This is a genomic window from Kribbella sp. NPDC056861, from assembly GCF_040687575.1.
Classification (GTDB): domain Bacteria; phylum Actinomycetota; class Actinomycetes; order Propionibacteriales; family Kribbellaceae; genus Kribbella.
Window position 1 is genome coordinate 156854 of record NZ_JBFBNQ010000005.1, and the last position, 25478, is coordinate 182331.

21 protein-coding genes are annotated in these 25478 nt (G+C 69.5%); 5 read left to right on the forward strand and 16 right to left on the reverse strand.

The features are described 5' to 3' along the window. Window positions 1-21 precede the first annotated feature (21 nt). Both AB0P21_RS25100 and AB0P21_RS25105 read right to left on the reverse strand, forming a co-directional pair. A complete protein-coding gene (locus AB0P21_RS25100) occupies window positions 22-1311 on the reverse strand; it encodes an MFS transporter (protein WP_363699612.1) in 1290 nt (429 codons plus the stop codon). 209 nt (window positions 1312-1520) lie between these two features. After that, window positions 1521-1748, reverse strand: a complete 228-nt coding sequence (locus AB0P21_RS25105; RefSeq protein ID WP_363699613.1) for a hypothetical protein — start codon at window positions 1746-1748, stop codon at window positions 1521-1523. Between the two features lie 414 nt (window positions 1749-2162). Here AB0P21_RS25105 and AB0P21_RS25110 point away from each other — a divergent pair, with 414 nt between their 5' ends. Then, entirely contained in the window at window positions 2163-2771 is a 609-nt protein-coding gene (locus AB0P21_RS25110; RefSeq protein ID WP_363699614.1) for a response regulator transcription factor, read from the forward strand. Here the strand turns inward: AB0P21_RS25110 and AB0P21_RS25115 are convergent. The 11 genes from AB0P21_RS25115 to AB0P21_RS25165 all read right to left on the reverse strand — a co-directional run bounded on the left by AB0P21_RS25115 (window position 2750) and on the right by AB0P21_RS25165 (window position 16843). Next, complete coding sequence (locus AB0P21_RS25115) at window positions 2750-4498, reverse strand: ABC transporter ATP-binding protein (protein ID WP_363699615.1); 1749 nt, start codon at window positions 4496-4498, stop codon at window positions 2750-2752. The two genes, AB0P21_RS25110 and AB0P21_RS25115, sit on opposite strands and share 22 nt — an antisense overlap. After that, on the reverse strand, window positions 4495-6141 hold the full coding sequence (locus tag AB0P21_RS25120; RefSeq protein ID WP_363699616.1) for an ABC transporter ATP-binding protein: 1647 nt from the start codon (window positions 6139-6141) through the stop codon (window positions 4495-4497). The genes AB0P21_RS25115 and AB0P21_RS25120 overlap by 4 nt, the downstream gene beginning before the upstream one ends. Continuing rightward, on the reverse strand, window positions 6138-8057 hold the full coding sequence (locus tag AB0P21_RS25125; RefSeq protein WP_363699617.1) for a prolyl oligopeptidase family serine peptidase: 1920 nt from the start codon (window positions 8055-8057) through the stop codon (window positions 6138-6140). Before AB0P21_RS25125 ends, AB0P21_RS25120 begins: the two co-directional genes overlap by 4 nt. A gap of 62 nt (window positions 8058-8119) precedes the next feature. Next, a complete protein-coding gene (locus tag AB0P21_RS25130) occupies window positions 8120-8254 on the reverse strand; it encodes a SapB/AmfS family lanthipeptide (protein ID WP_363699618.1) in 135 nt (44 codons plus the stop codon). A gap of 4 nt (window positions 8255-8258) precedes the next feature. Further along, window positions 8259-10808: a class III lanthionine synthetase LanKC gene (lanKC, locus tag AB0P21_RS25135; protein WP_363699619.1), complete on the reverse strand. Its 2550-nt coding sequence runs from the start codon at window positions 10806-10808 to the stop codon at window positions 8259-8261. A gap of 100 nt (window positions 10809-10908) precedes the next feature. Beyond that, window positions 10909-11559, reverse strand: coding sequence for a hypothetical protein (locus AB0P21_RS25140; protein ID WP_363699620.1), 651 nt, complete (start codon window positions 11557-11559; stop codon window positions 10909-10911). Next, window positions 11460-11846, reverse strand: coding sequence for a hypothetical protein (locus AB0P21_RS25145; protein WP_363699621.1), 387 nt, complete (start codon window positions 11844-11846; stop codon window positions 11460-11462). The genes AB0P21_RS25140 and AB0P21_RS25145 overlap by 100 nt, the downstream gene beginning before the upstream one ends. A gap of 57 nt (window positions 11847-11903) precedes the next feature. Next, a complete protein-coding gene (locus AB0P21_RS25150; protein WP_363699622.1) occupies window positions 11904-13052 on the reverse strand; it encodes a hypothetical protein in 1149 nt (382 codons plus the stop codon). A gap of 72 nt (window positions 13053-13124) precedes the next feature. Continuing rightward, complete coding sequence (locus AB0P21_RS25155) at window positions 13125-13580, reverse strand: hypothetical protein (protein ID WP_363699623.1); 456 nt, start codon at window positions 13578-13580, stop codon at window positions 13125-13127. Further along, a complete protein-coding gene (locus AB0P21_RS25160) occupies window positions 13555-14184 on the reverse strand; it encodes a sigma-70 family RNA polymerase sigma factor (RefSeq protein WP_363699624.1) in 630 nt (209 codons plus the stop codon). The genes AB0P21_RS25155 and AB0P21_RS25160 overlap by 26 nt, the downstream gene beginning before the upstream one ends. A 76-nt stretch (window positions 14185-14260) precedes the next feature. After that, a complete protein-coding gene (locus tag AB0P21_RS25165; protein WP_363700223.1) occupies window positions 14261-16843 on the reverse strand; it encodes a CHAT domain-containing protein in 2583 nt (860 codons plus the stop codon). 89 nt (window positions 16844-16932) lie between these two features. Here AB0P21_RS25165 and AB0P21_RS25170 point away from each other — a divergent pair, with 89 nt between their 5' ends. Further along, window positions 16933-18201, forward strand: a complete 1269-nt coding sequence (locus AB0P21_RS25170; RefSeq protein ID WP_363699625.1) for a S8 family serine peptidase — start codon at window positions 16933-16935, stop codon at window positions 18199-18201. A gap of 189 nt (window positions 18202-18390) precedes the next feature. Here the strand turns inward: AB0P21_RS25170 and AB0P21_RS25175 are convergent, their stop codons facing one another. Continuing rightward, window positions 18391-19707 carry an MFS transporter gene (locus AB0P21_RS25175; RefSeq protein ID WP_363699626.1) on the reverse strand — a complete coding sequence of 439 codons (1317 nt, stop codon included), beginning with the start codon at window positions 19705-19707 and terminating at the stop codon, window positions 18391-18393. An 87-nt stretch (window positions 19708-19794) separates the two neighbouring features. On the opposite strand from AB0P21_RS25175, the gene AB0P21_RS25180 reads away from it, so the two are divergent. The 3 genes from AB0P21_RS25180 to AB0P21_RS25190 all read left to right on the forward strand — a co-directional run bounded on the left by AB0P21_RS25180 (window position 19795) and on the right by AB0P21_RS25190 (window position 23390). Further along, window positions 19795-20586, forward strand: coding sequence for an IclR family transcriptional regulator (locus tag AB0P21_RS25180; RefSeq protein ID WP_363699627.1), 792 nt, complete (start codon window positions 19795-19797; stop codon window positions 20584-20586). A gap of 70 nt (window positions 20587-20656) precedes the next feature. Continuing rightward, window positions 20657-22459 (forward strand): glycoside hydrolase family 3 N-terminal domain-containing protein, encoded by a 1803-nt coding sequence (locus AB0P21_RS25185; protein WP_363699628.1) that lies wholly within the window; start codon window positions 20657-20659, stop codon window positions 22457-22459. Beyond that, window positions 22443-23390 carry an alpha/beta hydrolase gene (locus AB0P21_RS25190; RefSeq protein ID WP_363699629.1) on the forward strand — a complete coding sequence of 316 codons (948 nt, stop codon included), beginning with the start codon at window positions 22443-22445 and terminating at the stop codon, window positions 23388-23390. The genes AB0P21_RS25185 and AB0P21_RS25190 overlap by 17 nt, the downstream gene beginning before the upstream one ends. Here the strand turns inward: AB0P21_RS25190 and AB0P21_RS25195 are convergent. After that, the gene (locus AB0P21_RS25195; protein ID WP_363699630.1) at window positions 23368-24159 is read right to left on the reverse strand and encodes an alpha/beta hydrolase; all 792 of its coding nucleotides are present in this window, start codon (window positions 24157-24159) and stop codon (window positions 23368-23370) included. The two genes, AB0P21_RS25190 and AB0P21_RS25195, sit on opposite strands and share 23 nt — an antisense overlap. Further along, entirely contained in the window at window positions 24156-25442 is a 1287-nt protein-coding gene (locus AB0P21_RS25200) for an amidohydrolase family protein (RefSeq protein ID WP_363699631.1), read from the reverse strand. Before AB0P21_RS25200 ends, AB0P21_RS25195 begins: the two co-directional genes overlap by 4 nt. Window positions 25443-25478 lie beyond the last annotated feature (36 nt).

The window sequence follows — 25478 nt, forward strand, 5'->3', positions numbered from 1 at the left end:
TGCCTGCGACGAGCCGCAAGCTCACTCGGAGCGGTTCATCGCGGCGAAGCGCGGGTCGCCTTCCTGGCCGATGTCAGGAAGGCGCGCGACCGACAGGGCACCGGCCACGCCGAGTACCGCGAGGCCGCCGAACAGGGTGGCGAAGCCGCCGACCGCGAGCAGCGCCGGCGCCACGAACGGGACGGCCGCGACCGGGAGGATGGCGGCGATGTTGAGGACGGCGAAGTCCTTGCCGGCCGATTCGGGATCGGGCAGCATCCGCAGGCACAAGGCGAAGTCGGTGGCCAGGAAGGTGCCGTAGCCGAGCGACATGATCGCCGCGCCGGCGTACACGACCGGGATGCTGGGCGAGAGCGCCACCACGACCAGACCGGCGGCGAGCACCAGCCCGCCGGCCAGGACGAACGGCTTCTGCCGCCGGAGCTTGTCGGACAGCCAGCCGGTCAGCCAGGCAGTGACGGCGACGCAGGCGATCGCGATCAGCGTCAGCAGGAAGATCTTCCCCGGTACGTCGGCGGTCGGTACGGCGAAGCGTTGCGTGAAGACGAACGCCAGATAGCTGTTCGAGGCCCACGCGGCGGTGATCAGGAAGCGCACCGCCCAGGCCCACCCGAAGGCGGGATACTTGCGGGGGCTGACCCAGTACGAGCGCAGGATGATCGCCAGGCTGAGACGCGGTTCGTCCACCGGAGTCCGGTGCTGCGGATCCCGGACCAGCACACAGGTCATCAGTACGCCGGCCGCGCTCAACACGCCGACCACGAGCCACTGCAACCACGAGACAGCCGGTACGGCGCTCACCACCGCGAATCCCACGACAGGACCGGCCAGGGCGACGAAGGCCACCACTCCTGACGCGGTCCCCCGCCGCTCGGGAGCCACCTGGTCGGCGGCCAGCGCCGAGCTCGCGGCGAGCTGGAACCCGACCAGGGCCGTGATCAAGGCCCACCCCAGCGCCACCTGCCACACCGCGGTGGTCCAGCCCATCACCATCAGCAGGATCGCCGCGCCGAGACCGGCGGTGAAGATCCAGGTCCGGCGCCGGCCGAAGCGGGCCGCCGTACGGTCGCTGATCCGGCCGCCGAGCGGGTTCGCGACCAGGCCGGCCAGCCCGCCGATTCCGGTCACCAGGCTGAACGCGGAGGTCGCGCCCGGCCCTGCGATGCCGGTCAGATGGGTGACCAGCAGCAGGTTGAGCGGCACCGCCGTGCTGATGTAAGCGGCCGCGTTCGTGCCGACCAGCGCGCCGATCAGGCGTCGCTGCCCGGTTGCCGGCGGAGCTGTCCTTGCGACCTGCGTCTGTGTTGTCATCCGACCCACCCCGCCTCATTACGCTACAGGTTGTAGCTTAATGCGGAGAGTAGGGCGCAGCCGTCCCCGGACACAAGAGGACAGCGGAAATTACGGAGTCATCAGCGGCGTACCGCGCACCACGTGCGGGTTCCAGCTGGCGGAGCAACGCTCTGGCCGGCGCGGCCGGGCTTCTGCTGCCCGGCGCGCGCTGCCGTGTGATCGAGCGGTTAGAGCTGGTGCAGCTTGTCGAACGGCGACAGGACGCGCAGCAGCTTGCCGCCACCCAGGTCGACGATCACAGCATGAGGGCCCTCGACGGCGTGGATCCGCCCCATGCCCTCTTTGTCGTGGGACACCCGGTCCCCCTCCTCGAACGTCTTGATCGGGGCGGGCACCCGGGGCTTGAAGGGACTCGTGGACAGGTGACGACGCGTCGTCGCGCGGGAAGGCTCCATCACTGTCCAGTATGCGCCCCTGCCCCAATAAGCGCTCGCCGAGGCCGGTGCGAATTTCCTGACCCACCGAGGCGGCGGCTACCTTCCGTGACGGCAGTAACTCCGCCGACGGCCCGGCAACCCTCTCCCGCTGATGTTTTGATTGCCACAGGCAACCGTTTCGGCGCGGATGATGCCGACGCTTCAAACGCCTGCTGGAAAAGGGCCTTCCGGGCATTGTCAAGAGACCGGGAGGCACAGTTGAGTGGTCGGTTGGCATCGTTGCCGCAAGCGGCGCGCGGTTGTAGTCCGCGCAGGTGACAGACCGCTGTCGGGCGTGGAGACTAACGGTGACCGAATCCGCAGGACCTCGATGCATTCTGTCACCGAGGGACTCCTTCGACACCGACGATTGACCGCCAGGGGGGCGTAGTGGTGATCCGGCTCGTCATCGGGCACCGCGGCAAATTGGTACGGGGTGCGCTCGCCGCGGTGCTCAGCAGGGAACCTGATCTGGCCGTGGTCGCGGAGTTCGAGCGCGCCGACGAGGTGCTGACGGTCTGCGCCCGGGACCCGGGGCTGGTGGTGGTCCTCGATCCGTTGCTGCCCGGCGACATCGACATGCTGGAGTTGTGCGGTCAGCTCTCCGGGCATCCGGTGCTGATGCTGATCGACCGCGACGACGCGCCGTCCGTACCGTTGGCACTTTCGGTAGCCAAGCAGTCACACTTGGTTGGAGTAATCGCCACCGACGTTTCACCGGCTGACTTGGTCGAGGCCGTTCGCGGGGTGGCCGAGGGGCGCCCGGTCTTCGATGTCGAGCTGGCGCTGGCGGCGCTTCGGGCCGGCGGCAGTCCGCTGACCCAACGCGAACGCGAGGTTTTGCGGCTGATCGACACCGGCGCCACCGTGCAGGAGGTCGCCCGCAGTCTTAGCCTCAGCGCCGGAACGATCCGGAACTACCTGTCCCGGATCCTGTCGAAGACCCGGGCCAGAAGCCGGATCGAGGCGATCCGCAAGGCTCAGGAGGCCGGCTGGTTCTGATCACCGGGCAGAAGAGCCCGCGCTGTACTGCGATCCGCCGGCACCTCCAGTTGCTCTGGTTCGACCCGTCCCCAGTGCCCGACCAATTCGGCGTACAGGCCACTGCGTCGCAGCAAGCTCTGATGGTCACCGATGTCCGCATCACTCCCGTCCAGCACCAGGATCCGCTCCGCCCGCAGCGCGGAGCTGACTCGATGCGCGATCACGATCAGGCTCCCCGGGCGGGCGGCGAACGCCTCTTCCGCGATCCGCTCGGCCTGCGGATCCAAGTAGCAGGTCGCCTCGTCCAGCACAGCCAGCGGCGCAGGCGACAGATAGGCCCGGGCCAAAGCGATCAGCTGCCGCTCCCCCGCCGACAACTCACCCGGCCTGAGCTCGGCCGCGAGCCCCCCGAGCCGCCGGACCAGCGAGTACGCGCCGACCGCGTCGATCGCCGCGCACACCTGTACTGCGGAAGCATCCCGCCGCAGATAGGTCACGTTCTCCAGGACACTCCCGCTGAAGACATAAGCCTCTTGAGGAAGAACCACCCGGGTCGCGGCCAGCTCTGCGGGTTGGAGCCCCGAAGGCGAGATGCCACCCAGCAAGACCTCGCCCTCGGTCGGTGGCAGCAACCCGCAGATGAGCCGCGCCAGCGTCGACTTGCCGATCCCACTGGGCCCGACCACCGCGAGATGCTCGCCTTCCGCGATCCCCAGGTCGAGACCTCGGATCACCGGCTCCGCCGCCGGCCCATAAGCAAACGAGACCTCCCGAAGCCGCACCTGATGACCAACCGGCCTCAAGACGCCAACCGGACAGACCGGTAACTCGCTCTGATCGAGGATGCGCCCCAACGTCACGACATACCGCAGCCCGCTGTCCCCCAGCGCCGACATCACCGTATTGAGCGCAGGCTGCAGCCCCAGCAGCACGTAGGTCAGCCCACCCAGCAAAGTCCCCGTCGTAACTCCTCGCGTCGCCAGCCACGGTGCCGCGGCAAGCAACACCACCAACGGCAGCCACCCGCCGACGGCGAAGCACAACGTCCGCAGCGCGGCCACCTTCGCCAGTGACCGCTCCGCCGCCGCATGAGCCTCGACCGGTACGCCGACCAACTCACCCGCGAACCTTTCCGCCCCTGACGCCGTCACATCGCGGACCGCCGAGAAGACCATTCCCGCCGAGGTCGCCAACTCTTCGTCAGCTCGGAGCGAGGCACGAACCCTGGCAGCGGCCAGCCCGAGAATGCTGAAGGAAAGCAGGAAACCGAGCAGGAACAGCGGCACCACCAAAGCCGCCACCAGAGGCGAGAGCGACAGCAACCCGGTGACCACACCGATAGCTGTCACCAGGAAGCTCCGGATCACCAGTACCAACCCGGCGAACGTGTCGCGCACGATCTCCACCTGCCGGTTGAGACGCGCGACGGCACCATCGGCACGAGCGTTCCCCAGTGCTCCTGACACCACCTTGCGGACCAGGTCGTCGCGCACCGGCTCGACCAGCTCACCGAGCCGCCGATAGACCTGACGAGCGCCCACCGCGCCAAGCACGGCCGCCGCGATCAATCCCGCCAGCCAGGCCAGCCCGGCGTCACGCCTGCCACCAAGGAATGCGTCGGTGGCGTGCGCGACGGCCAACCCGTAGAAAGCACTCGGCAGGATCTCCGGCAGCGACCAAGCAGCCAGCTTCGCAGCAGGGCGACGGCGTACGGCGGCGAGCCCGTACCGCAACTCGCGTCTCATCCGAATGCCTCGCGATAGCGAGCATCGAGCCACAGCTCGTCGTGACAACCAACGGCTCGCACCCGGCCGCGGTCGAGCCAGACGACCAGGTCGGCCCGGGCCGCCGTGGCCGCGCGGTGGGTGACGATCAACCGCGTACGTCGCTGCTGGTCGCCCATCAACGTCTCGCTGATCTGCAGCTCGGTCGCGGTATCGAGGCTCGAGGTGGCGTCGTCGAGGATCAGCAACCGCTCCGCGGCCCACGCTCTGGCCAGGCCGAGCCGCTGCGCCTCACCACCCGACAACGGCGCCTCGGCCAGCGGCGTGCTGTAGCCGTCGGGCATCCGGCTGACGAACTCGTGGACATGCGTCGCGCGAGCCGAGGCCAGCAGCTGCGCAGGTTGCGCCGAGCCGACACCGATCGCCTCGCCCACGGTGATTCCAACTAGAGCCGGACGCTCGAAGGCGCAGTTGACCGCAGTACGCAGTGCGGCATGGCTCAGTCCGGTCAGCGGTACTCCGTCCAGCCGCACCTGCCCCGAGTCGGGATCGCGCAGCCGACCAGCAACAGCCGCCAGTACCGACTTCCCTGCGCCACTCGGCCCGACTACTGCGATCGCTACACCGCCAGGCAGATCCAGCTTGACGTGATCCAGCAGTAGCTCGTCGCCTGCTCGGACGGTCACGTCGTCGAAGATCAGCCGGCCAGGACCATTCGGTAGCGAAAGAGCGCCGTACGGGACGGCTCGAACTGCGGTGACTTCAGCGATCCGGGCGATCCCGGCTCGTGCTCTGGCAAGTTGCCCGAGCACGGCGGTGAGGCTGCCCAGCCCGGCACCGATCACGGCGTACTGCGCGGCCGCGAAGTACTCGCCGGGTGTGATCCGGCGGTTGACCAACTGGATGCCGCCGACTGCCAGCACGGCGATCAGCACGAGCGGGCCGACGATGGCGGCTTGCGCTCCCGAGCGAGCCAGCACCTGCCAGGTCCGCATCCCGTGGGCGTGGAGTTGCGGCAGCAGGCGCAGCACTCGCTGCTGCTCGCGGTCGGCCGTCCCCGCGGCGGTGATCGTCCGGAGACCGGCCAGCGCCTCGGTGAGCGCAGCCGCGATCCGGCCTTGGGTCTCCTGGTACGCGAGGCTGATCTCGGCGGTCCGGCGGGCGAAGAAGAACAGCACGACGATGACGAGCAGCACGCTGCCCAGGAAGGCCGCCGCCAGCCACGGGTTGATCAGGGTCAGCAGGACCAGACTCCCGATCGGGGGAATCGTGGCGGTCACCGCGGTGAGTGTCGCGGGCCCGGCGCGGGCGGCGTCGGTGGCATTGCTCGACACCCGGCTGACGAGGTCGCCGGTGGCGAACTGACGTGCTCCGGTCGGTCCGGAGGCGAGAACCTGGCCGACCAGGCGATGCCGCAGCCAGGCGGTGGTGCCGGCGACGCACGCCGTACCGGCGATCACCTCGACCACGTCGCAGATGATGCCGAGGGCAATCAATCCGCAGGCGATCAGCACCCACTTGCCCGGGTCACCTGATGCTGCGTCGACTGCCCGTCCGAGGACTGTCGGCAGCGCGAGGACCGTCAGGCTGCCGAGCAGAGCGGCGGCGCCGATCAGCGGGAGCCAGCCGCGGCCGCGGCGCAGTACTCCGCGGAAGGTGGTCATGGGGTCAGGCCGGTGTGGAAGGCCAGGAAGGCGAGCATGTCCGCAGCCAGCCCGACGCCCCGGCTCACCGCCGCCGGCAGGTGCCCGGCGTCGCTCTCGTACCGCAACAGGATCGGGCCCGACCCAGTCGTCGAGTGCTGCAGCGCGGCACACATCTTGCGCGCATGCAGTGGATCGACCCGCGAGTCAGCGCCGAAGACGGTGAACAGCACCGCCGGATAGGCGACCTCAGTCACCCGGTGGTACGGCGAATACGCGAGCAACGCGGCGAGCTGCTCCGGATCATCGGCCGAGCCGTACTCCCCCACCCAGGAAGCGCCGAGCCCGGAGTGCTGATAGCGGACCATGTCCAGCAGCGGCGCGGAGCAGACCGCGGCGGCGAACAACTCAGGGCGCTGCGTCAGCGCCGCCCCGACCAGCAGCCCGCCGTTCGACTCGCCACACATCGCGAGCTGTCCCGGGGTCGTCCAGCCATCCGCGATCAGCGTCTCGGCAGCGGCGAGGTAGTCGTCGATGGCGTTCTGCTTCGACGCGCGAGTGCCGGCCTGGTGCCACTCGCCACCTTGTTCGCCGCCGCCGCGCAGGTTCGCGGTGACGAACACTCCGCCGGCCTCCACCCACGCGAGCGCGAACGACGAGTAGGTCGGGGTGAGCGACAGGCCGAATCCGCCGTAGCCGTAGAGAATCGTGGGCCGGGGTCCGCGCTTGCTCCCGCGAGCGAGGACGGCCATGCGGATCGGCGTACCGTCTCGGGAGGGGTAGGTGAGCTGCCGCGTCTCGACCTCCGCCGAGGCTGCTGTGGCAGCTGACCACGGCGCGACTTGGCGCGTGCGTGCGTCGTACCGGTGGACGGTGGGCGGCGTGACGCTGTCGGTGTAGCTGAACCACGCCTCATGCCCGCCTTCGGGGCGAGCGGTGAGGTCCGCAATAGTGCCCGGCCCCGGAAGCAGTACCTCGTGGAGGCGTTCTCCGGTCCGCGAGTCGTAGGCCGTGAGCTCGCTGATCGCCTGCCTGGTCCGGCCCACCAGCAGCACTCCATCGAGTACTGCGAGCTGGCTGAGCGGCGCACCCGGATCCTCACCGACCAACTCCTGCCAGTACTCCGGCTTACGCGGATCGGCAACACAGATCCGACCTGCCGTGGCGAGATACAACCGCCCATCAGGCCCGACGGCCAACGCAGCGGCTCTCCCCCGATGCGCGAGCACCGGCACGAAGTCCGGACCGCTCACCTCGACCACCCAATGATCGTTGCCATCGGCAATCGTCAGCCAGTCGCCACTGATCTCCAACCCGTACGACGCCTCGCCGGCCAGCAGCTGCTCGTCCTCGGTCTCGCCGAGCCGATGCAGGAACAAACGGCGCGCGCGGACGAAGTAGAACGTCCGACTGTCCGCCCGCCAAGCCACCGGCGAGTAGCGGCATCGGTCGATCGGCCCATCGACGATCTCGCCCGTCCTGACGTCCATCACCCAGAGAACGGAATCCTCCGCGCCTTGCGATACCTGGAAGGCCACCAGTTGCCCGTCCGGAGACGGCTGCCAGCGATCTAGCGTGGTCAGCCCCGACGGATCGAGCTGCATCGGGTCAACCAGCACCTGCTCGGAGACACACAGGACCGGGTGCTCCTGGCCCGTACTCCGCCGCAGGAAGAACTGCCGGTCACCGCGCCAGGTCGGCGTACCGATGGTTTCGACGTCGCTCAAGGCGGCCACCCGAGCGCGGAAGCGGTAGCGGCCGGGCAGTCCGGCGGCGTGCACGAGCCACAGCTCGTCCTGGGCGGTCTGCCATGATTGGGTTCGCTGGTCAGTGGAGTCCTCGAGCCACCGGTACGGATCGGCCACCTGGTGGCCGTGCAGCAGCTCGACGCCGGCCGACCGCTCGGCGTCGGGGTACCTCAGGTCCGTTCCCGGCACGGGACTCCCCTTCCATAGACCGGTCCCGGGCGGGATATCGCCCCGCCCGGGACCTCAGGGGCCTAGTGGCAGAGCACCAGGCTGATGTTGCTCGGAGTCTGGGACGCGCAGCCCAGGACGGTCAGCGTGCTGCCGCCACCGCCGTGTCCGCCGCCGCCAGTCGGGGCGTCGAGACCCTGCAGGTCGAGAAGTGCCATTTTTCTACACCTCCTTCCGTGGCTCGAAGGGTCCGGACGACGGGATGCGTCCGAAGAACGGGAGGGCCACCGGCTGCTCGTGCAGCGCGGCCCCGAGGGCCAGCAGGATGCCGGCCGAGCCGGTCGCGAGATCCATCGACAGGCGAAGCAGTTGGTTGCCGGGGAACGCCAGGCCATCGGCGTACGGGAGGGCGTGCCAGGCGAGACCAGCGATCAGCTGATCGTTGACGTCCGGGTCGAGCTGGGTCGCGGCGAGCAGGAGGCCGGCTCGTCCCATGAACAGGCCGGGCTGGACGAAGTACCCGCAGTGGGTGACCCTGCGGAGGGCTTCGAGGGCGGGCGCCAGTTCGTCGTCCGGGCGGTGCCGCAGGTAACGGTCGAGCACCAGCGCGATGCCGACCGATCCCTCTTCGAGATAGGGCAAGGTGCGCCAGCCCTGGTTGACCTGCAGCATGCCGTGGTCGTCGGTCGAGCAGCGGCGCAGGTCCTGCTGGAGAGCGATCCGCGCGAGGTCGAGCAGGCCGGTGTCGCCGGAACGCTCGTAGGCCTGGAGGAACAGCAGCGCGGGACCGGAGGACCCGTACATCAGGCCGGCTCGCGGGCGTCCTTCGCCGCTGAGCTCCGCGACGTCGTCCGGTCCACCGAGGCGATCCGCGACCTGGTCGATGACCCGCGTCGCGGCCGCCAGGACGGCCGGCTCGGCGGCGTACTCGAGGAGGTTGAGGCCGATCCCGGCCAGGCCGGAGTACAGGCCGAGCTCTTGTACGTCTACAGGTTGCTGTAGGGAACGGTCGATGATGTCGAGGGCGTCCTGGTGACAGCCGAGCTCGGTCAGCACCAAGGCGATGCCGTGCAGTCCGCTGTAGAGCCCCGGGCCGATCGCCGGATCCTGCGCGTGCTTGCGCAGCCAGTCCTCGTACTCCGGGAAGCGGCCGGCCCCCGATCGCGCCAACGCGTAGAGAACCCCGGCCGCCCCGTGGGCGAGATTGACGCCACCACCGGGCTCGAACTGGGCAATGTCTCCCGGGAACAGCCGATCGTTCCGCTCCGGCGTAGCGCTGGCCACGATCGCGGTGGTGATCGCCTCCCGCACCAACGGCCACGACGCTCTGCCGGGCATCGGCGGATCGTCCTGCTGGACCAGCCGGTCGCCGACGATCGTGCTGACCGCCGCGTCGAAGGTTGCCCTCGGCACCGAGAAGGTGGAGCTGACCAGATCGGCCAGCTGGTACGCCTTCTGTGGGTGGAAGTGCAGCAACATGGTGGACTGCGGCGCGAACAGGCCGAGCGCCAGGCAGGCCAGCGCGTAGCGGTCCACGTCGACCCCCTGGCGATCACCTGGGGCCGCGTAGCCGGGGTGGGCCAGCGCCGAACGCGCCTGCTCGGTGGCCAGCGTCGCCACCTCGAAGTCGATCAGGACCAGCCGGCCGTCCCCGTCGACCAGGACGTTGCCGGGGTGGATGTCGTTGAACACCACGCCGCGCTCGTGCAGCGCCGCGACCGCTCGCTCGACCTCGGCGAGCATCGTGAGCGCCCATTCGGCGTACTCCGCTCGCTCGCCGGTGGTCGAGTCCGGTCTGGTCAGCGGGTACTGCCGGCCGATCAACCGCTGCAGCGGATTGGAGTCGACGAACTCCTCGACCAGGAAGTGATGGTCGCCGAGCACGAAGTAGTCGTGCACCGCCGGTACGACGTCCAGCCCGGCCAGCCGCTGCAGGATGTCCCGCTCGTGGCCGACCCTCGTCACCGCATCCCGTCCGATGACGTCGAGTCCGGCCAGCGGGCGTCCTTCCTTCAGGACGACCTTGGTCTCGCTGTCGCGACGGCGCCCGAGGTACACGCCACCGCCGTTGGAGAACTGGATCACGCTCTCGATCAGGTACGCCAGCTCATTGGTGGTCACCGCGTTCCGGGCCGTCAGGTGTGGTTCCAGGAAGGGCGGCAGTGTCACCCAGGACGGAATCGAGAACGTCGGGCCGCGGACGTCGGGCACCAGCCGGCCTTCGGCGTCGGCGAGGGCGTAGACCCGCTCGCCGCTGTCCGAGAGGCAGTAGCGGGTGACGAACGCGCCGTACCGGACGAAGAGCGGGCCGTCGGCGTACCGCAGATCGCTGAGGATGTACGGACCCCGGATCCCCGCGAGCAGGGTGTCGAGCTCCTTCAGCACCAGCTCGAACTGGGCCTCGTCGGTCGGGTAGATGGTGACCAGCTTGCCGCTGGAGCCGCGGGCGGCGGACTTCGAGTTGAGCATCACCGCGACCGGCTTGCTGCGCAGGAACTTGAAGGCCAGACCACGCGGTACGCAGTACTCCCAGATCGCCGCGATCGCCTGCTCGGCATCGTCGAGACCGGCCGACACGTGGATCTTCCAGCCCTGCTGCGGAAGCCGCAGCCCGGCCGGCGCGTAGTTCATCCAGACCTCGCCGGCCACGTGCTCCCAGCCGCTGGGGACGGCCCGGGCGCAGGCCGCGAAGTCCGGCACCTCCGCGCCGCGGTTGGCCGGGGTGTCGTAGAACAGCCGATCAGCCAGGCAGTAGAGCTCGTACTGTTCCATCTCGCCTCCCACCATGATTTGTCCGTCGTCACATGGTGTGGCCGTTCGGGCGCGTGGCGTAGTGCCTGGCGTCACGACCGATCCGTGAGGAATGCGTGCGCTACGGCTGGGTATCCCACGTGCTGGCCGTGACCACGCGGTACTCGCGGACGATCTCGATCACTGTCTCGGTGGTTCGGTCGAGGTGACTCCGGCCGTCGAGTAGCAGCGCGGTCGGGCTGATGTAGCTTCGCGGTCCGACGTGCGTCGACGGGTCGAGTGGATGCGCGCTGACCTTGCCGGCCCGTACTGCGCGGTTCCAGCCACTGCGCCAGAGCAATCTCCATCGCTGCGGGAAGATCCATCGACCGACCCGCTCGATCCGGTCGCTCGCGCTGGTGAGCTGGTAGACGTGCTCGGCATGGGTCAGGTCATTGGCGCCGTTGTGAAATCCGCCGAGCATGAGCACCAGGACCGGGGCTCGCAGTTGACGATGAAGCTCTTCGACAGCCCCGGTGGCGACCTGCGCGCCGCCGCTGTAGCTGAGCAGCACGACCGGGATCCGGCTGTCCGCCTGATAGCCGGCCAAGCGCAGCTGGACGACGATCTGGTTGCCGACGGCCCGGTTGTAGAGCGGCCGGTAGCGCCGATCGGCCGCCACGAAGGTCTGCATCACGTTGTGCAGGAACAGCAGCAACCCGGCTCGCCGCCGCAACCACGCCCAGACCGGCCGGGTTGCCAACGGATCGACGAGCGGCGAGTACGGCTGCACCTGCCCAGAACCCGCAACTCCGGTGCACCGGCAATCACGGCCCGCACCAGCTGGCCGCCGTCCCGGGTGTCGCGGAACTGGCGTTTGCCGATGCCGTCCAGGTAGACCAGATACGCGGCCGGCGGTCGATCAGGCGCCGCGCCCCGCGCGTACGGCAGGCCGTCAGGCAGGTCGGTCGTCGGGGATCGCCAGCCGACGCTGTAGGCGAGAAGCTCGTACCGGGCCAGCAGACCCTCCACGATCAGCACCAATCCGAGACCGCCGAACCACACCAGGATGCCGTTCATCGGACCGGCTCCAGTACTCCGATGGAGAGCGTCCGCGCCACCACGCGTCGTACGACGTCAACAGCGAACGCGAGACCGAAACCCGCGACAGCGACGTACGCCACCGCGATCCACCACCCCAATCCGCCAACCGTCGCGAGGTGACCCGCGAGACCGGCGCCGACCGCGGCGAGGAGCAGGAAGTGCAGCAACGGCCCGAGCCACGGAAACGCGAGTACGCCGGCCAACACGAGCGGGGCAACCAGAGCCGGCGTCCACACCAAGTCGCCGCTGCCGGAGACAGGAGTCGACGGGACCAGATCGGCAAGTCGCCAGGCGATCCACGGCCACGATGCGATGACGGCACTCTCGACCAGCATGCCGGTCAGCAACAGCCCCACCACGACGGGTCGCGACATCCCAGGTCGGCGAGAGACCAGCGGCAGCACGCGACCGGCAGCCTCCGACAGGCCGGCGATCAGCACCAGCACGATGACTAGCGACATGGTCAGCCTCGCTGACGTACAGCACCGGGTCCCGCAGGCGGTTGAGCGGGAACGCCGGATCGGCCGGCCGGGCGCCGATGCTCGGGCCGACGAAACGGTAGGAACCGTCGAACTCCGCCGCGCCGGGCTGGAACTCCGGTGAGGTGTAGACCAGGTTGAGCGGCTGGCGAATGTTGCCTAGGTCAACTACCGGGACGTGCCGCGCGTCGTACCCGCGATGCAGCTCCCAACGGGCCTGGACATAGCCCTTGACGTTGGCGGGATGTGCCGCCGCGGCGAGCACCAGCTCCTTGGACAACCCGGTCGGACTCGGCGCCAGGTCGTTGAAGGCGAAGGTGGTGAACGACGACGCCGCCGGGACTCCGAGCTCCCGGGCGGCAACAGGGCCCCACAGACAAGCGGAGTCGTGGACGATCAGATCCGGCCGGACCTCGCGCAGATCCTCGAGCAGCGACGGCATCACCCGTACTGCGGTGCGCGCGAGCCCTTCCAGCAACGACACCGGCGTCGGCGGATCGGGCAGCGACTGCTCGCCACCGCCGTACAGGTGGGCCGTCGCCCCGGCGGCCTCCACCTCGGCCCGGAACGCCGGCGAGGTGTGGTAGCTGACGGCGTGGCCGCGCCGAACGAGTTCGGCGACGATCGGCAGGGTCGGGTTCACCCGGCCGTGCATGGCGATGTTGAGGAACGCGATGGTCGCCCGCGGACCAGTACTTGTCATCAGTCACCTCGCGGCAGATTCGGTGTGTCCACTACAGACAAGACCGGACGCTGCCGCGATCTGTGACACCGGCTAGGGCGAGATCCACCCCGTCAGCACGGTGACGCCCGAAGCCGTCTCGCAGACCACCCGGAACGGATGCCGCGGAACCGGCCGGACGATGAAGAAGCCGAGGTCGTCGATCGGCAGGGTGCCGACCGCGTCACCGTCGGACGCCAGCCGGACGGTGCCGGCCTGCGGCGGGCTGAGCTGGCCGAGCACTTCGTGCGGCGTCAGCTCCAGCTCGATCGTCAGCCCGTCGGTCGCGAACGTGAGGGTGCGCAGCTCCGCACTCTCGGTCCGGGTCAGCGCGAGCTCCTCCCACTTGGAGTCGAAGGTGAGCGCGGCCAGCTCGGCATCGATCGTCCGCCACGCGTACGCCGCCTTGCCGGCGGCGACGAAGGCGGCCGGCATCTCCCTGGTCGTTCTCATTGCCTCGTCTAGTACTTCGAGCAGTTCATCGTCATCGATCCACCACTGGACGTCCACGCTGCCCACCTCCTTCCGGCTGTGCGGTCTGGTCTTGCTGGGTTCCGATCAGCTCGGCGAGCGCCGGTGTCTGTCGCAGTCGCCCCAGGCAGCGGGCCCGGTTGGGCCCGATACTTCCGACCGGCATGTTGAGTTTCTGACTGATCTCCGTGTACGACGCCGGTGGATCGTCCACCAGCATCGACAACAGCGACTGACACCGCGGCGTCAGTTGCGCGAACCCGCCCCGGACCGCCTCATGGCGTTCGTGGGCGAGCAGTTCCTCGTCGACCGGACGCACACCGTCCGACGGATCCGGCGGCACGTCCGCTGGATCCGTAGGTTCGGTACGCCGTCCGAAGCGCATCAGGCGCAGACACTCCCGCTGGGTGGTCGTCACGATCCAGCCCGGCAACGCGGCCGGCTCCCGCAGCTCGGGCAGTCGCTCGATCAGCAGCAACCACACCGTCTGGCCGACGTCGTCGACGTCCGCGGCCGGCAACCGGAACCGCCTGGCCACGGACCAGACCAGCGGCGCGTACCGCTCGACCAGTTCGTCCCAAGCTCCCTTGTCACCGTCGCGAGCCCCCTCGACCATCCGGATCACGGTCGGGTCATCGCGCATACCGTGTCTCCTTCGTCGATAGCGGGAACGTCCTACCACAACGGAGCCCGCAATCAGCCTGGTGATACATCCGGCCTCATACTCCCAGCACCACGAAGGATGCAGCGGTCGCCACGGCCAGCGGATCATCGCCGCCTTCGGCCCGCGCACCGGCCAACGCCTCGGCCAGCGACTGGCCCTTCGCCAGCCTGTCGTGGACTGCGGTCATCAGCGGCACCGCAGCCTGATCGCTCACCGGCACCACACTCGCCAGGATCCCGGCGGCCCCCAGCGGCAGCAGGCTGCTGGTGAGTCCGAGCAACTCGTCGGCGCCGACCGGCTTCGCCAGCCCGGAATCGCAACTGGACAACACCATCCGGTACGGCGCCCGCTGCAGCCGCTCGAGGTCGTACACGGTGAGCGGACCGTCATCCAGCTGCAGCGACGAGAACAGCGGGCTGTCCGACCGGAACGTCCCGTGCGCCGCGATGTGCGCGAGCCACGCGCCGTCCAGCGCACGCAGTACGGCGTCGGCGGTGGCTGCTCCCCCGCTCAGCACGGTGGCGGCCGGATATCGCTCGGCCAGCAGCGGGATCTCGGAATACCCGGCGGTCAGGCCAGGTCCGAGCACCAACGCGACCTTCCGCTCTGCCGGCGGCTGCAGTCTGCGAGCCCGCATCCACATCGCCGACGACGGCGCGATGCTGACCGCCCGATCAGCCAGCGGCGGAAGCAGCTGCCACGGCAACGCCTGCAACCGACCCGGCGGTACGACGACCACCGGCCCGTCACCGAGGTCTGCCGCCGCGTCGCCGAGCACCGCCGCGGAGAGTCGCTCGCCGATCACGTCCAGCCCTGGCCCAGTCAGCGGACGACCACGCGCCAGCCACCGCAGGCGGAACCGTGCCCGCTCGACCTCGAACGACGCGTCCGACAACGGCCCAACCTCGTGCAGCCTGATCCGGCCGTCGCGCACGACGATCGCGGACAGGACGTCGTCGACCTCGACCAGCTCGACCAACGTGGTGTCGCCGAGCTCCGTCACCAGTTGGTCGAGGTTGAACTCCGTCCGGGTGGCCGGTCCAGCACCCCGAGCCTCCAACGTGCGTGACCGGATGGCCTGCTCCAGGCGTCGCCGGTCGCGCTCGAGCGCAACAGTGGCCGGGGAGTCGAGCGACAGCCGCTCCGCCCGCCGGACGATTTCCCGCAAGGCCGCCAGGTCGGCATCGAGCTGGGTGTCGCCTGGAGCGCCGGTCGCCTCGGCCGCGAACGCAGTGGCACGCCAGCGCTCGCTGCAGATCAGCAACCGCTCCGGATCAGTACGCCGTACTGCGTCGCGCAGCGCGAGTCTCGCCAACTCGGCACCATGAGCCGTTGCTCTGGCCCGTAACTCGGTGGCGCCCATCATCAGCCGATGCTCGTCCAGCACGTCGAGTCCACGACTGCAGGCTGCGAGCATCCCACTGATGTCGCCCCGAGCCTCGGACCGCAATGCCTTGCCCAGCAGGGAAAGCGCACGAGCCAGCGGCGGCGCACCACGATTCGACTTAGCCGCTTGTTCCAGCTGGCGATCGGCCGTCACCCCGCGTCCTTCGGCGAGCGCAAGCCGTCCTGCCAGCAGATGAGCAGCGGGCGCCTCCGCGGCGCCGAGCTGATCCAGCCGGGTCGCTGTCTCGGTCACCCGGCGCAGCAACTGCGGACCACCCTCGCCGGCCTGGTAGCGAGCCTCTAGCTGGACCATCGTCGCCCTCGCGGACCACCACGGCCGACGCTGCGCGGAGAAGAGCCGACGCGCCTCCTCCGCTCGCTCCCGCGCGGTCACCGGATCAGCTGCGACCAGCGCGACCTTGGCCGCCGCGAACAACAGCTCGGCCTTCTTCGTCGGCTGCCCGCCGTCCTTCTCCATCTGGGCGACCGCCCGGGCAGCCTCCTCCTGCGCCTCACTGATCAGCCCGGCCGCCAGCAGCACGCCGCAGCGGTCGATCGCCAGATCGGGCCAGGCCACGCCCAGCGCCTCGAAGCGGTCTCCCGCCCCGCCGAGATACTCCAGCGCGAGCGGCAGATTCCCTTGGGCGAAGGCGACCAGCCCTCTGTTCTGCCGGACCTCGGCGAACTCGAACGCCTGCCCGGCCTCGGCGTACAGCCGCTCGGCCACGACGAAGTCCGCGTCGGCCTGCCGCGTCCGGCCCAGCGTCAGGTAGACGAAACCGCGGTAGTTCCGTGAGCGGGCCTCCCACACCAGATCGTTGGCGTTCCGGAGCCGGCTGACGGCGTTGCGAAGATCCTCCAGCGCTTCCTCATGCCGGCCGAGCACCAGCAGGATGTCGGCCCGCCGGATCAGCACCCGGCCGGCGAAGGCCCCGGTGCTGCCCGCGACTGCGCGGTCGAGGAAAGCGAGTCCCTGCTTGCCCTGGCCCGCGCGGCCCAGAGTCGCGCCGAGCGTGGCCGACGCGTCGAGCTCACGCTGCTGGTCGCCGGACTGCTCTCCCAGCCGGACGGCGAGCCGAAGTTCGCGGATTGCGGCATCGATGTCACCCAACTGGCGCAGACCGATCCCATAGGCCTGGTGGGCGATCGACGCAGCCCACGGTGACGGTTCGGTCGCGAGCAGTCGCTGGGCTCCCGTGATCGCGTCGTGCGGGCGCGACAAAGCCAGCGTCAGCAACTCGTCCGGCGCCATCGTCACCTCGACACCATCCCCGGTTGTCGGCAGAGTGACAGGCTAACTGGCCCATCCGGGGTTCCAGTGGTCTTCAGGGGAGGAAATTAGTGTCAGACGACAAGGTTCCCGACGAAAACGGCAATCCGAAGGATCCGCGGGACAAGTTCATCGACCAGGTCGACCTGCTGGTCAAGGCGTTCGGCGAGGAGCTGGAGATCCAGCCGCCGGAGTGGCGCACGGCGGGGGTGGATTATCTGTACCGGGCCGGCTCGGTGGTGGTCCGGGACGAGGATCTGCCACGGGTCCTGGAACTGTTCGGCGGCGGCACCCCGCACGACGGCGGAATCGGCGGGGTGACCCGGCTGGACCTGCCCCGCAAGGTGCCCGACCAGGCTCCGCGGGCCAACACCGACACCCAGCGCTTCCTCCGGTACGCCGACCGCCGGCTCGGGGTCGGCGTCGTCACGCCGGAGCATCTGTTCTTCGTCTCCCCCAGCGTCAGCCCGTGTCCGGCGACCGAGCCGGAAGAGGTCCCTGCCGACGCCGAGCCGACACCGAAGGGCGACGGCAACGCGACCGGCCGCGGGGTCAAGGTGGTCGTGCTGGACGTCGGCTGGACGGACGCGCCGCAGGCACCGTGGCTGAACGGTGTCACCGGCGATGCCGAGCAGGTGTACGACCCGCAGACCCAGCTGATCGAGCCGTACGCCGGTCACGGCACCTTCATCGCCGGCGTACTGCGAATGATCGCGCCCGAGACCGAGGTGGTCGTGAAGGCCTACTTCGACCGGGCCGGCGCGATGTGGGAGGTCGACCTGGCCGAGAAGCTGACCGAGGTACTGGACCTGTCCCCGGACATCATCAGCCTGTCGGCCGGCACCAAGACCCGGTTCGACCTGCCGGCGGTCAGTCTCGACGTCTTCATCCGGACCCAGCTGAACCGGGTCAACGGCCTGGTGCTGGTCGCCGCGGCCGGGAACGACGGCGATCGTGAGTACTTCTGGCCCGCGGCGTTCCCGGAGGCGGTCTCGGTGGGAGCATTGGCTGCCGACGGCAACAGCCGGGCGTCGTTCAGCAACTTCGGCACCTGGGTCGACGTGTACGCGCCCGGCGAGGATCTCGTCAACGCCTACCTCAACGGCAAGTACAAGTGCACCGAGCGCCCGAACACGGGCACAATCCGCACCTTCCAGGGGATGGCTCGCTGGAGCGGTACGTCGTTCGCGACGCCGCTGGTGGCCGGTCTGATCGCGGCCAGGATGTCCGTCACCGGCCAGAGCGCCCGGCAGGCCGCCGACTCGCTGCTGAGCTACAGCCTCACCCAGGCGATCCCCGGGGTCGGCGCGGTGCTCCGGCCGACGGATGCCTTGAGCTGATCGGGCTGCCGACGCGGTACGTGGTTCCCCCTCTTCCGCCACGTACCGCGTCAGGCCCCTCCCCCCGGGCTTGTGTCGGCCCCCCGCCGCATCGGCCCTCGACAGGTCGGAGCCACCAACGTCAGCCCTGATACATCCGTCACCAAGAAAACTTTGTGCCACTGATCGATCACGGAGAGTTCGACCGGATCACCGGACCTTGGCGATCGGGATGATCAGCGCGGCGCCAAGCAGACCGGCCACCGCGCCGCAGACGAACAGCAGCGGGAAGTTCTGCGGGGACGCGGCACTGGCGCCGATCGCCAGGATCGCGGGCGCCAGGGCGGGGACGACCGACGACGGCAGGTTGTTGGCCAGGTTCATGATGCCGAGGTCCTTGGCCGGGTTGGCCGGATCGGGCAGCAGCTGGGTGACCAGGGCGATGTCGACCGCGAAGTACACGCCCTGTCCGATGCCGACCACAGCTACTGCCACCAGGAAGAAGCTGAACGAGTCGGCGATCGCCGCGAGCAGCAGGCCGGTGCCGAAGATCAGCGCGGCCGCGATCACGAACGGCTTGCGGCGGCCGGTCCGGTCGGACAGCTTGCCCGCGATCGGCGCGAAGATCAGCGCGCCGCCGGTCAGCACCAGGGTCGACAGGAACACCACCCCCGCGATCTTGTCGGGCGTGTAGTGGAAGACCCGCATCAGGTAGAACGCCTGATAGGCCTGGATCGCGGCGACGCCGAAGAAGATCAGGAAGCGGCTGAACCAGGCCCAGGCGAAGTCCGGGCTGCGCAGCGGGCTGACCCAGTAGGTGCTGACCAGCTGGCTCAGGCCGAACGGCGTACGGTCCACGACGGTCACCTGCTGGTCCTTGACCAGCACGGCGAACAGCACGCACCCGATCACCCCGATGCCGGCCGGCAGCAGGATCATCGCGTTGAGATGTGGCGAGACGAGCTGGGCCAGGAACAGCCCGATCACGACTCCGACCGGAAGACTCAGACCGAGAACGGCCGACACCGTACCGCGCCGCAGCGGCTCGAACTGGTCGGCCACCAAGGCGTTCAGCGCAACCGTCGCCGCACTGAAGCCGACGGCGGTGGCGATGGCTGCCAGCACCAGAGCAAGGGTCCCGGTTGCCGCCGCGGTACCGACGCCGCCGATCGCGAACAGCAGCGCGCTGAGCAGCAGGAACGGCCGCCTGCGACCCCACCGGGAGGTGGTCCGGTCGCTCAGCCGCCCGAAAGCCGGGAAGGCGATCATCGAGCAGAGCGCGCTGATACTCACCACCAGGGACACGATCGTGGTCGCCCGCGGCTCGTCGATCGCCGAGGCCTTGATCGACAGGGTGAGCACCGCGGGAACGAGGTTCGCCATCGCGGCGCCGATCCCGGCCAGGCCGAGCAGCAGCCGGAAGGCGGTGCCGGGGTTCGGCCAGCCACCTGGTGGGGCGCCATCACCGGCCGGCGGCGGCACCACCGGCTCGGGCTGGCCGGCATCCGGTAAGAAAGAAGTACTCATGGACGGGCTCCTTTCGCGTTGCCGGGAAGAATGACAGCGGCGCGCGGTATGGTCGGCGACAATGCCAATCAATGGAAGGTTCCGGTCATGAGCGCTGAGCCGGTCCGGCAACGCGGCCGCCGGCCGCTGCACGGCGAGCCGGTCGTCGACCGCGCTTTCTCCTTGCTGGCGGCGTTCGACGCCGACCACCGGGTGCTGACCTTGGCCGAGCTCAGCCGCCGCTCCGAGATCCCGACCAGCTCCACCCTGCGGCTGGCCACGCGGCTGGTCAGCTGGGGCGCCTTGGAACGCGACGACTCCGGCCGGTACTGCGTAGGCCTACGCCTCCTCGAGGTCGCCACCCTCGCCCCGCGTGGTCATGGCCTCCGGCAGACCGCGCTGCCGTTCATGCACGACCTGTCCGAGGTCACCAAGCAGCACGTCCAGCTCGCGGTCCGGGACGGCATGCAGGCGATGCTGATCGAGCGGTTGTCCTCCCATCACGCCGCCCCGGTGGAGTACCGGATCGGCGGCCGCCTCCCCCTCCACTCGACCGGCGTCGGCCTGGTGCTGCTCGCGTTCGCTCCGCAGGAGATTCAGGAAGAACTGCTCGCGAAGCCCGTCTACAGCGAGCCGGACAACAAGCTGATCAAGCCCGACGTACTGCGCCGCACGCTCGCCGAGGTCCGCCGGGAGCGGCTGGCGATCTTCCGCCGCGAGGACGAGACCGAGACCATCGTCTCCGTCGCCGCACCGGTCTTCGGCGCGGACAACACCGCGCTGGGCGTGCTCGGCGTGCTGGTCCCCAAGCGGGTCGCTCAGCCCCGCCACCTCGGCCTCGCCGTCCAGACCGCCGCCCGCAGCATCTCCCGTGAACTCGGCGCCCGGTCCAGCTCGTAGACAACCAGCCCTGCCATTGATTGGCACAACCCCAGTCAGCACGGTGGTCCTGCCGACAAGCTGTTGAACCATGAGGCCCTACCAGGATCCGCAGCTCCCCGTGCCGGAACGAGTCGCGGATCTGCTCGGCCGGATGACCGCAGCCGAGAAGGCCGGGCTGCTCTTCCACGCTCCGGTCGGCGTCGGACCCAACGGCGAATTCGCCGAGCAGTCCTCCGGACCGTTGCCGACAGCACCGACCACCGCGGCGATACGCGACCTGAACCTGCGCTGCGTGAGCCTGATGGCACCGGTTGCCGCCTGCCCACTGGCCAGCTGGCACAACCGCCTGCAGGAGCTGGCAGCGCAGACCCGGCTCGGCATCCCGATCCTGGTCTCGTCCGATCCGCGCCACTCGGCCAACCACAATCCGCTGACCTCGGTTGCTTCCGGCGGTTGCTCGCAATGGCCGGAACCCCTTGGCTTAGGGGCTCTCGGCGATGAAGCAACCGTCCGCGACTTCGCCCGTGTCGTCAGCGCGGAGTACGCCGCGGTCGGGATCAGGATGGCGCTGCACCCGATGGCAGACCTGGCCAGCGAACCCCGCTGGGGCCGCACGATCGGGACCTTCGGCGCTGACCCGGAGCTGGTCGGCAGGCTGGCCGGAGCGTACGTCGAAGGGCTGCAGGGACCCAAGCTGAGCAGCACCTCCGTGGCGAGCATGGTCAAGCACTGGCCGGGCGCCGGTCCGCAGACCGGTGGCCTGGACGCACACTTTGCCCAGGGCAAGGACCAGACCTACCCGGCCGGCCTGTACGAGTTGCACCGGAGCCAGTTCCGGCCGTCGCTGGATGCCGGCGTCGCCGCAGTCATGCCGTACTACGGTCGCCCACTCGGCGTCCCCGGTCTCGCGGAGGTGGGCTTCGCCTTCGACCGCGAGGTGGTGGCCGGGCAGCTCCGCCGCTACGAGGGGTACGACGGTCTCGTCTGCACCGACTTCGGCCTGCTCACCGACACCTTGCTTGCCGACGGCACCGTCTGGCCCGCGCGCGCCTGGGGTGTCGAGCATCTCGACCGGAGCGAGCGGGCCCTGTTGCTGCTTGACGCGGGCGTCGACCAGTTCGGCGGCGAATGGTGCCCGGAGGTGATCACCGGCTTGGTCGCCGACGGCCTGGTCAGTCAGCAACGGATCGACGAGTCCGCCGGCCGGGTCCTCCGTCTGCTCTTCGAGCTCGGCCTCTTCGAGAACCCGTACGTCGACGAGCAAGCCGCCGTCACCATCGTCGGCCGACCAGACTTCGTCGCGGCCGGCGCTGCCGCCCAGCGCAGCTCAATGGTTGCCCTCAGCAACCCCTCGGACCTGCTGCCGCTGTCCGGCGGAATCCGGCTCTACACCGAAGGCATCGATCCTGCCGTCGCCGCCCGGTACGCCGAGATGGTGGACCACCCAGGCGACGCGGACGTGGCGCTGGTCCGGATCGGCGCGCCCTATGAGCCGGCCCATCGGTTGCCGGAGGCCTTCTTCCACCAGGGCCGCCTGGACCTGCCGGCCGATCAGCGGGACAAGCTGCTGAACCTCTGCGCGACCGTGCCGACCGTCATCGAGATCTTCCTCGACCGGCCCGCCGTCATACCCGAGTTGGCCGAGCGAGCCGGCGCATTGCTGGCGGATTTCGGCGCGACCGACGGCGCGGTACTGGATGTGGTGTTCGGGCGGGCCCGTCCGCGCGGACGGCTCCCGTTCGAGCTTCCCCGCTCGATGGCGGCGGTGGAGGCGCACCCGGAGGACCTGCCGGGCGGTACGCCGGATCCGGTCTTCCCGCTCGGCCACAACCTCGAGACCGATCACTGGACTGCTTCCCTGAAGGGTGACCCTGTTGCCGATCCATCCTGAGATGGCGTCGAAGTTCCCGTTGCTCGACGGCATCGACTCGTTCACAGCGCTGCTCACCGACCCGGCGAACGGCGAGCGAGCCGCCCGGTTCTTCCGGCCGACCGTCGGCGGACCGCCGCCACTGGCCGAGACCCGGGAGCAGACGGTCCCCGGCCCGCACGGCCCGGTGCCGATCCGGATCTACTTCCCCGCCGACGTCGCGGATCGGCGGAACTGTCTGATCTGGATGCACGGCGGAGCGTTCCGGATGGGCGACCTCGATATGCCGGAGGCCGACTGGGTGGCCCGTGACCTGGTGGCCCGGGCCGGCCTGGTCGTGGTGAGCGTCGACTACCGGCTCTGCGTGGGCGGGGTGAGCTACCCGGTGCCGCACGACGATGTCGTGGCCGCGGCACGGTGGACCCGGGACAACGCCGACGAGCTGGGCGTCGACCGGGATCGCATCTCGATCGGCGGAGCCAGCGCCGGCGGCACGCTCGCCACCGGTGCGACGCTCCGGCTCCGCGACGACGACGGCTGGCAGCCCGCCAACGTCGTGCTCGCCTACCCCGTGCTGCATCCGCAGGTGCCGCCGCTCTCGGCGACGGACAGCCGGCGGATGGAGGAGCTACCCCCGATCCTCAAGTACCCCGTGGAAGAGATGCTCGAGATCACCGAGAACTACCTGGGCGGTCCGCTCAGCCGTGCCGACGGCTATGCGATGCCGGCCCTGGCTGCTCTCGAAGGGTTGACCCGCACGCTGATCATGACGGCGGAGTACGACGATCTCGCACCGTCCGGCCGGGAGTTCGCCGCCCAGCTCGCGGTCGCGGGCGTCGACGTACGGCATGTCGGGATCGCGTCGATGCTGCACGGATTCCTCAACCTGCCCGCGGCCGTCGAACCGGTGAACCGCGCGCTGGACCTGATCAGCGAGACGGTTCGCAGCTGACGAGCGTCCGGACGAAGGCCAGCGAACGGTCCACCAGGGCAGCCGGATCCGGCGCACCGACCCACAGGTGTTTCGCACCTTCGACGAGTTCGAGCTCCACCTGGCCGCCGGCCCCGCGAAGGGCCTCGGCCAGGCGGATGCTCTGGGCCGGGGGCACCAGATCGTCGGCGCTGCCGTGCAGCAGGAGCACCGGCGGCGCGCCTCGGTGAGCGAAGGTCACCGGACTGGCCGCCCGCGCCAACTCCGGGTCGTCCTGCGCGGGAACGCCGAGGAGCTGCGCCTCCCGGCTGTCCGGGCTCAAGTCCGCCTCACCGCCGGCAGCCACCAGGTCAGCGGGTAGCCCGAGCAGATCCGTCGGCGGGAACCAGGCGACCACACCCGCCACGTCGCCGCCGTCCAGCGCGGCGAGCAGGGCCAGATGCGCCCCGGCCGACTCACCCCACAGCACGATCCGGTCCGCGTCGAGAGCATCATGCTCACGCACCCACTGCACTGCGGCCCGTACGTCGTCCAGCGGCGCCGGGTACCGCGCTTCGCCACTCAACCGATAGTCGACCGCCGCCACTGCGAAGCCCTCGCCGACGAGTCGCGGGTAGAGCGGCGACTCGCTGAAGACCGGCAGGACGTCCCGGCGCGATCCCCGGCGCCATCCACCGCCGTGCAGGTAGATGATCGTTGCCCAGGGCCCATTTCCGGTCGGCAACCAGAGATCGAGCTCCAGCCGGCCGCCGCCAACCGGCTCGCTGTAGACGACGGTCTCGGGAGTCACGACGCCAGTCGCTCGGTCAACTTGAGGAACCGGCCGTCCTGCATGATCGCCAGCAGGTTCGCCGGGTCCTGCAGCACGGTGACGTCCTCGGTCGGCTCACCCTGGACGACCAGCAGATCGGCGAGATAGCCGGGGGCGAGCAGGCCGACGGGCAGGTCGAGGACCTGGCCCCCGTAGTACGTGGTCGCTTTGAGTGCCTCGGCCGGCGAGTAGCCGAAGAGCCGGACGAAGAGTTCGAGGTCGCGCGCGTTGCGGCCGATCGGGTTGTTGGGGAAGCCGTAGTCGCCGCCGGGGAGCACCCGCAGCCCGCGCTTGCGCAGCTCCGGGTAGAGCGCGCACATGGCGTCCAGCGACTTCACCGACCCGATCTTCTCGGCCACCGCGGTGTCGATGCCGAACTCCGCGCCCTCGTGGATGTTGGCCCACATGATCCCGACCGCCGGGGACAGGAACACGTCGTCCTTGTGCTCCTCCAGCAGGTCGATCGCCTCCGCGTCGGCGTACGAGCAGTGGTAGACCGAGCGAAAGCCGTTGCGGACGGCAAGCTTGATCGATTCCGGGTTCTGCGCGTGGCAGTTCAGCCAGACGCCGGATTCGCGGGCCTGCTCCCCCGCGGCGGCCGCCTCTTCCTGGCTGTACTGCGTGACCATCGAGCCGCCCTCGAAGAAGACGTCGTCGTTGCTCATCAGCAGTTTGACGCTGTCGAAGCCGAGCGCTGCCTGGGCGGCGATGAACTCGCGGACGGCAGCCGGTCCGGTGGCCTTCGGCGTCGGACCGTTCGGCCCCATCTGGACCGGGTTGTTGTCGCGCTCGAAGGAGGCGGCGCGCATCCGTGGTCCGGGGGTGGTGCCCGCGGCGATTTCGTCGCGGAGGCGGACCTCGGTCGGCACCGGGGTGAGCGAGCCAGCGGAGTACGCGCTGGTGAAGCCGTGGTCGAGCAGGATCTTGGCGTTCCGTTTGGCCAGCTCCAGGTGCTCGTCCGGGGTCGGCAGGTGGTGGAAGAACGAGACGTCGAGCGGTGGGTTGAAGGACGGGTCGATATGGCCGACCGCGGACGGGAAGGTGAGATGGGCGTGCGACTCGACCAGGCCCGGCATCACCGTCGTACCGCGGCAGTCGATCACCTGGTCGCCCGGCTCGGGCTCGATCCCGCCGCCGACCAGCACGGTCTCGATCCGGTTCGCCCGGATCACCACGTCGGCGGGCACGCTCGGCGTCCCGCTGCCGTCGAACATCTGGCCGCCGGTGAAGATCACCCGGCGGTTGACTGCGTTTTCACTCATGGCTCTTCCCGTCTCTGCCAAGCCTGACCCCAGTGT

Excerpts from the sequence above, each read along its gene's own strand:
- AB0P21_RS25100 (WP_363699612.1), bottom strand. The coding sequence starts at position 1,311 with ATGACAACACAGACGCAGGTCGCAAGGACAGCTCCGCCGGCAACCGGG.
- AB0P21_RS25105 (WP_363699613.1), bottom strand. The coding sequence starts at position 1,748 with ATGGAGCCTTCCCGCGCGACGACGCGTCGTCACCTGTCCACGAGTCCC.
- AB0P21_RS25115 (WP_363699615.1), bottom strand. The coding sequence starts at position 4,498 with ATGAGACGCGAGTTGCGGTACGGGCTCGCCGCCGTACGCCGTCGCCCT.
- AB0P21_RS25120 (WP_363699616.1), bottom strand. The coding sequence starts at position 6,141 with ATGACCACCTTCCGCGGAGTACTGCGCCGCGGCCGCGGCTGGCTCCCG.
- AB0P21_RS25130 (WP_363699618.1), bottom strand. The coding sequence starts at position 8,254 with ATGGCACTTCTCGACCTGCAGGGTCTCGACGCCCCGACTGGCGGCGGC.
- lanKC (WP_363699619.1), bottom strand. The coding sequence starts at position 10,808 with ATGGAACAGTACGAGCTCTACTGCCTGGCTGATCGGCTGTTCTACGAC.
- AB0P21_RS25145 (WP_363699621.1), bottom strand. The coding sequence starts at position 11,846 with ATGAACGGCATCCTGGTGTGGTTCGGCGGTCTCGGATTGGTGCTGATC.
- AB0P21_RS25150 (WP_363699622.1), bottom strand. The coding sequence starts at position 13,052 with ATGACAAGTACTGGTCCGCGGGCGACCATCGCGTTCCTCAACATCGCC.
- AB0P21_RS25160 (WP_363699624.1), bottom strand. The coding sequence starts at position 14,184 with ATGCGCGATGACCCGACCGTGATCCGGATGGTCGAGGGGGCTCGCGAC.
- AB0P21_RS25165 (WP_363700223.1), bottom strand. The coding sequence starts at position 16,843 with ATGGCGCCGGACGAGTTGCTGACGCTGGCTTTGTCGCGCCCGCACGAC.
- AB0P21_RS25175 (WP_363699626.1), bottom strand. The coding sequence starts at position 19,707 with ATGAGTACTTCTTTCTTACCGGATGCCGGCCAGCCCGAGCCGGTGGTG.
- AB0P21_RS25180 (WP_363699627.1), top strand. The coding sequence starts at position 19,795 with ATGAGCGCTGAGCCGGTCCGGCAACGCGGCCGCCGGCCGCTGCACGGC.
- AB0P21_RS25185 (WP_363699628.1), top strand. The coding sequence starts at position 20,657 with ATGAGGCCCTACCAGGATCCGCAGCTCCCCGTGCCGGAACGAGTCGCG.
- AB0P21_RS25200 (WP_363699631.1), bottom strand. The coding sequence starts at position 25,442 with ATGAGTGAAAACGCAGTCAACCGCCGGGTGATCTTCACCGGCGGCCAG.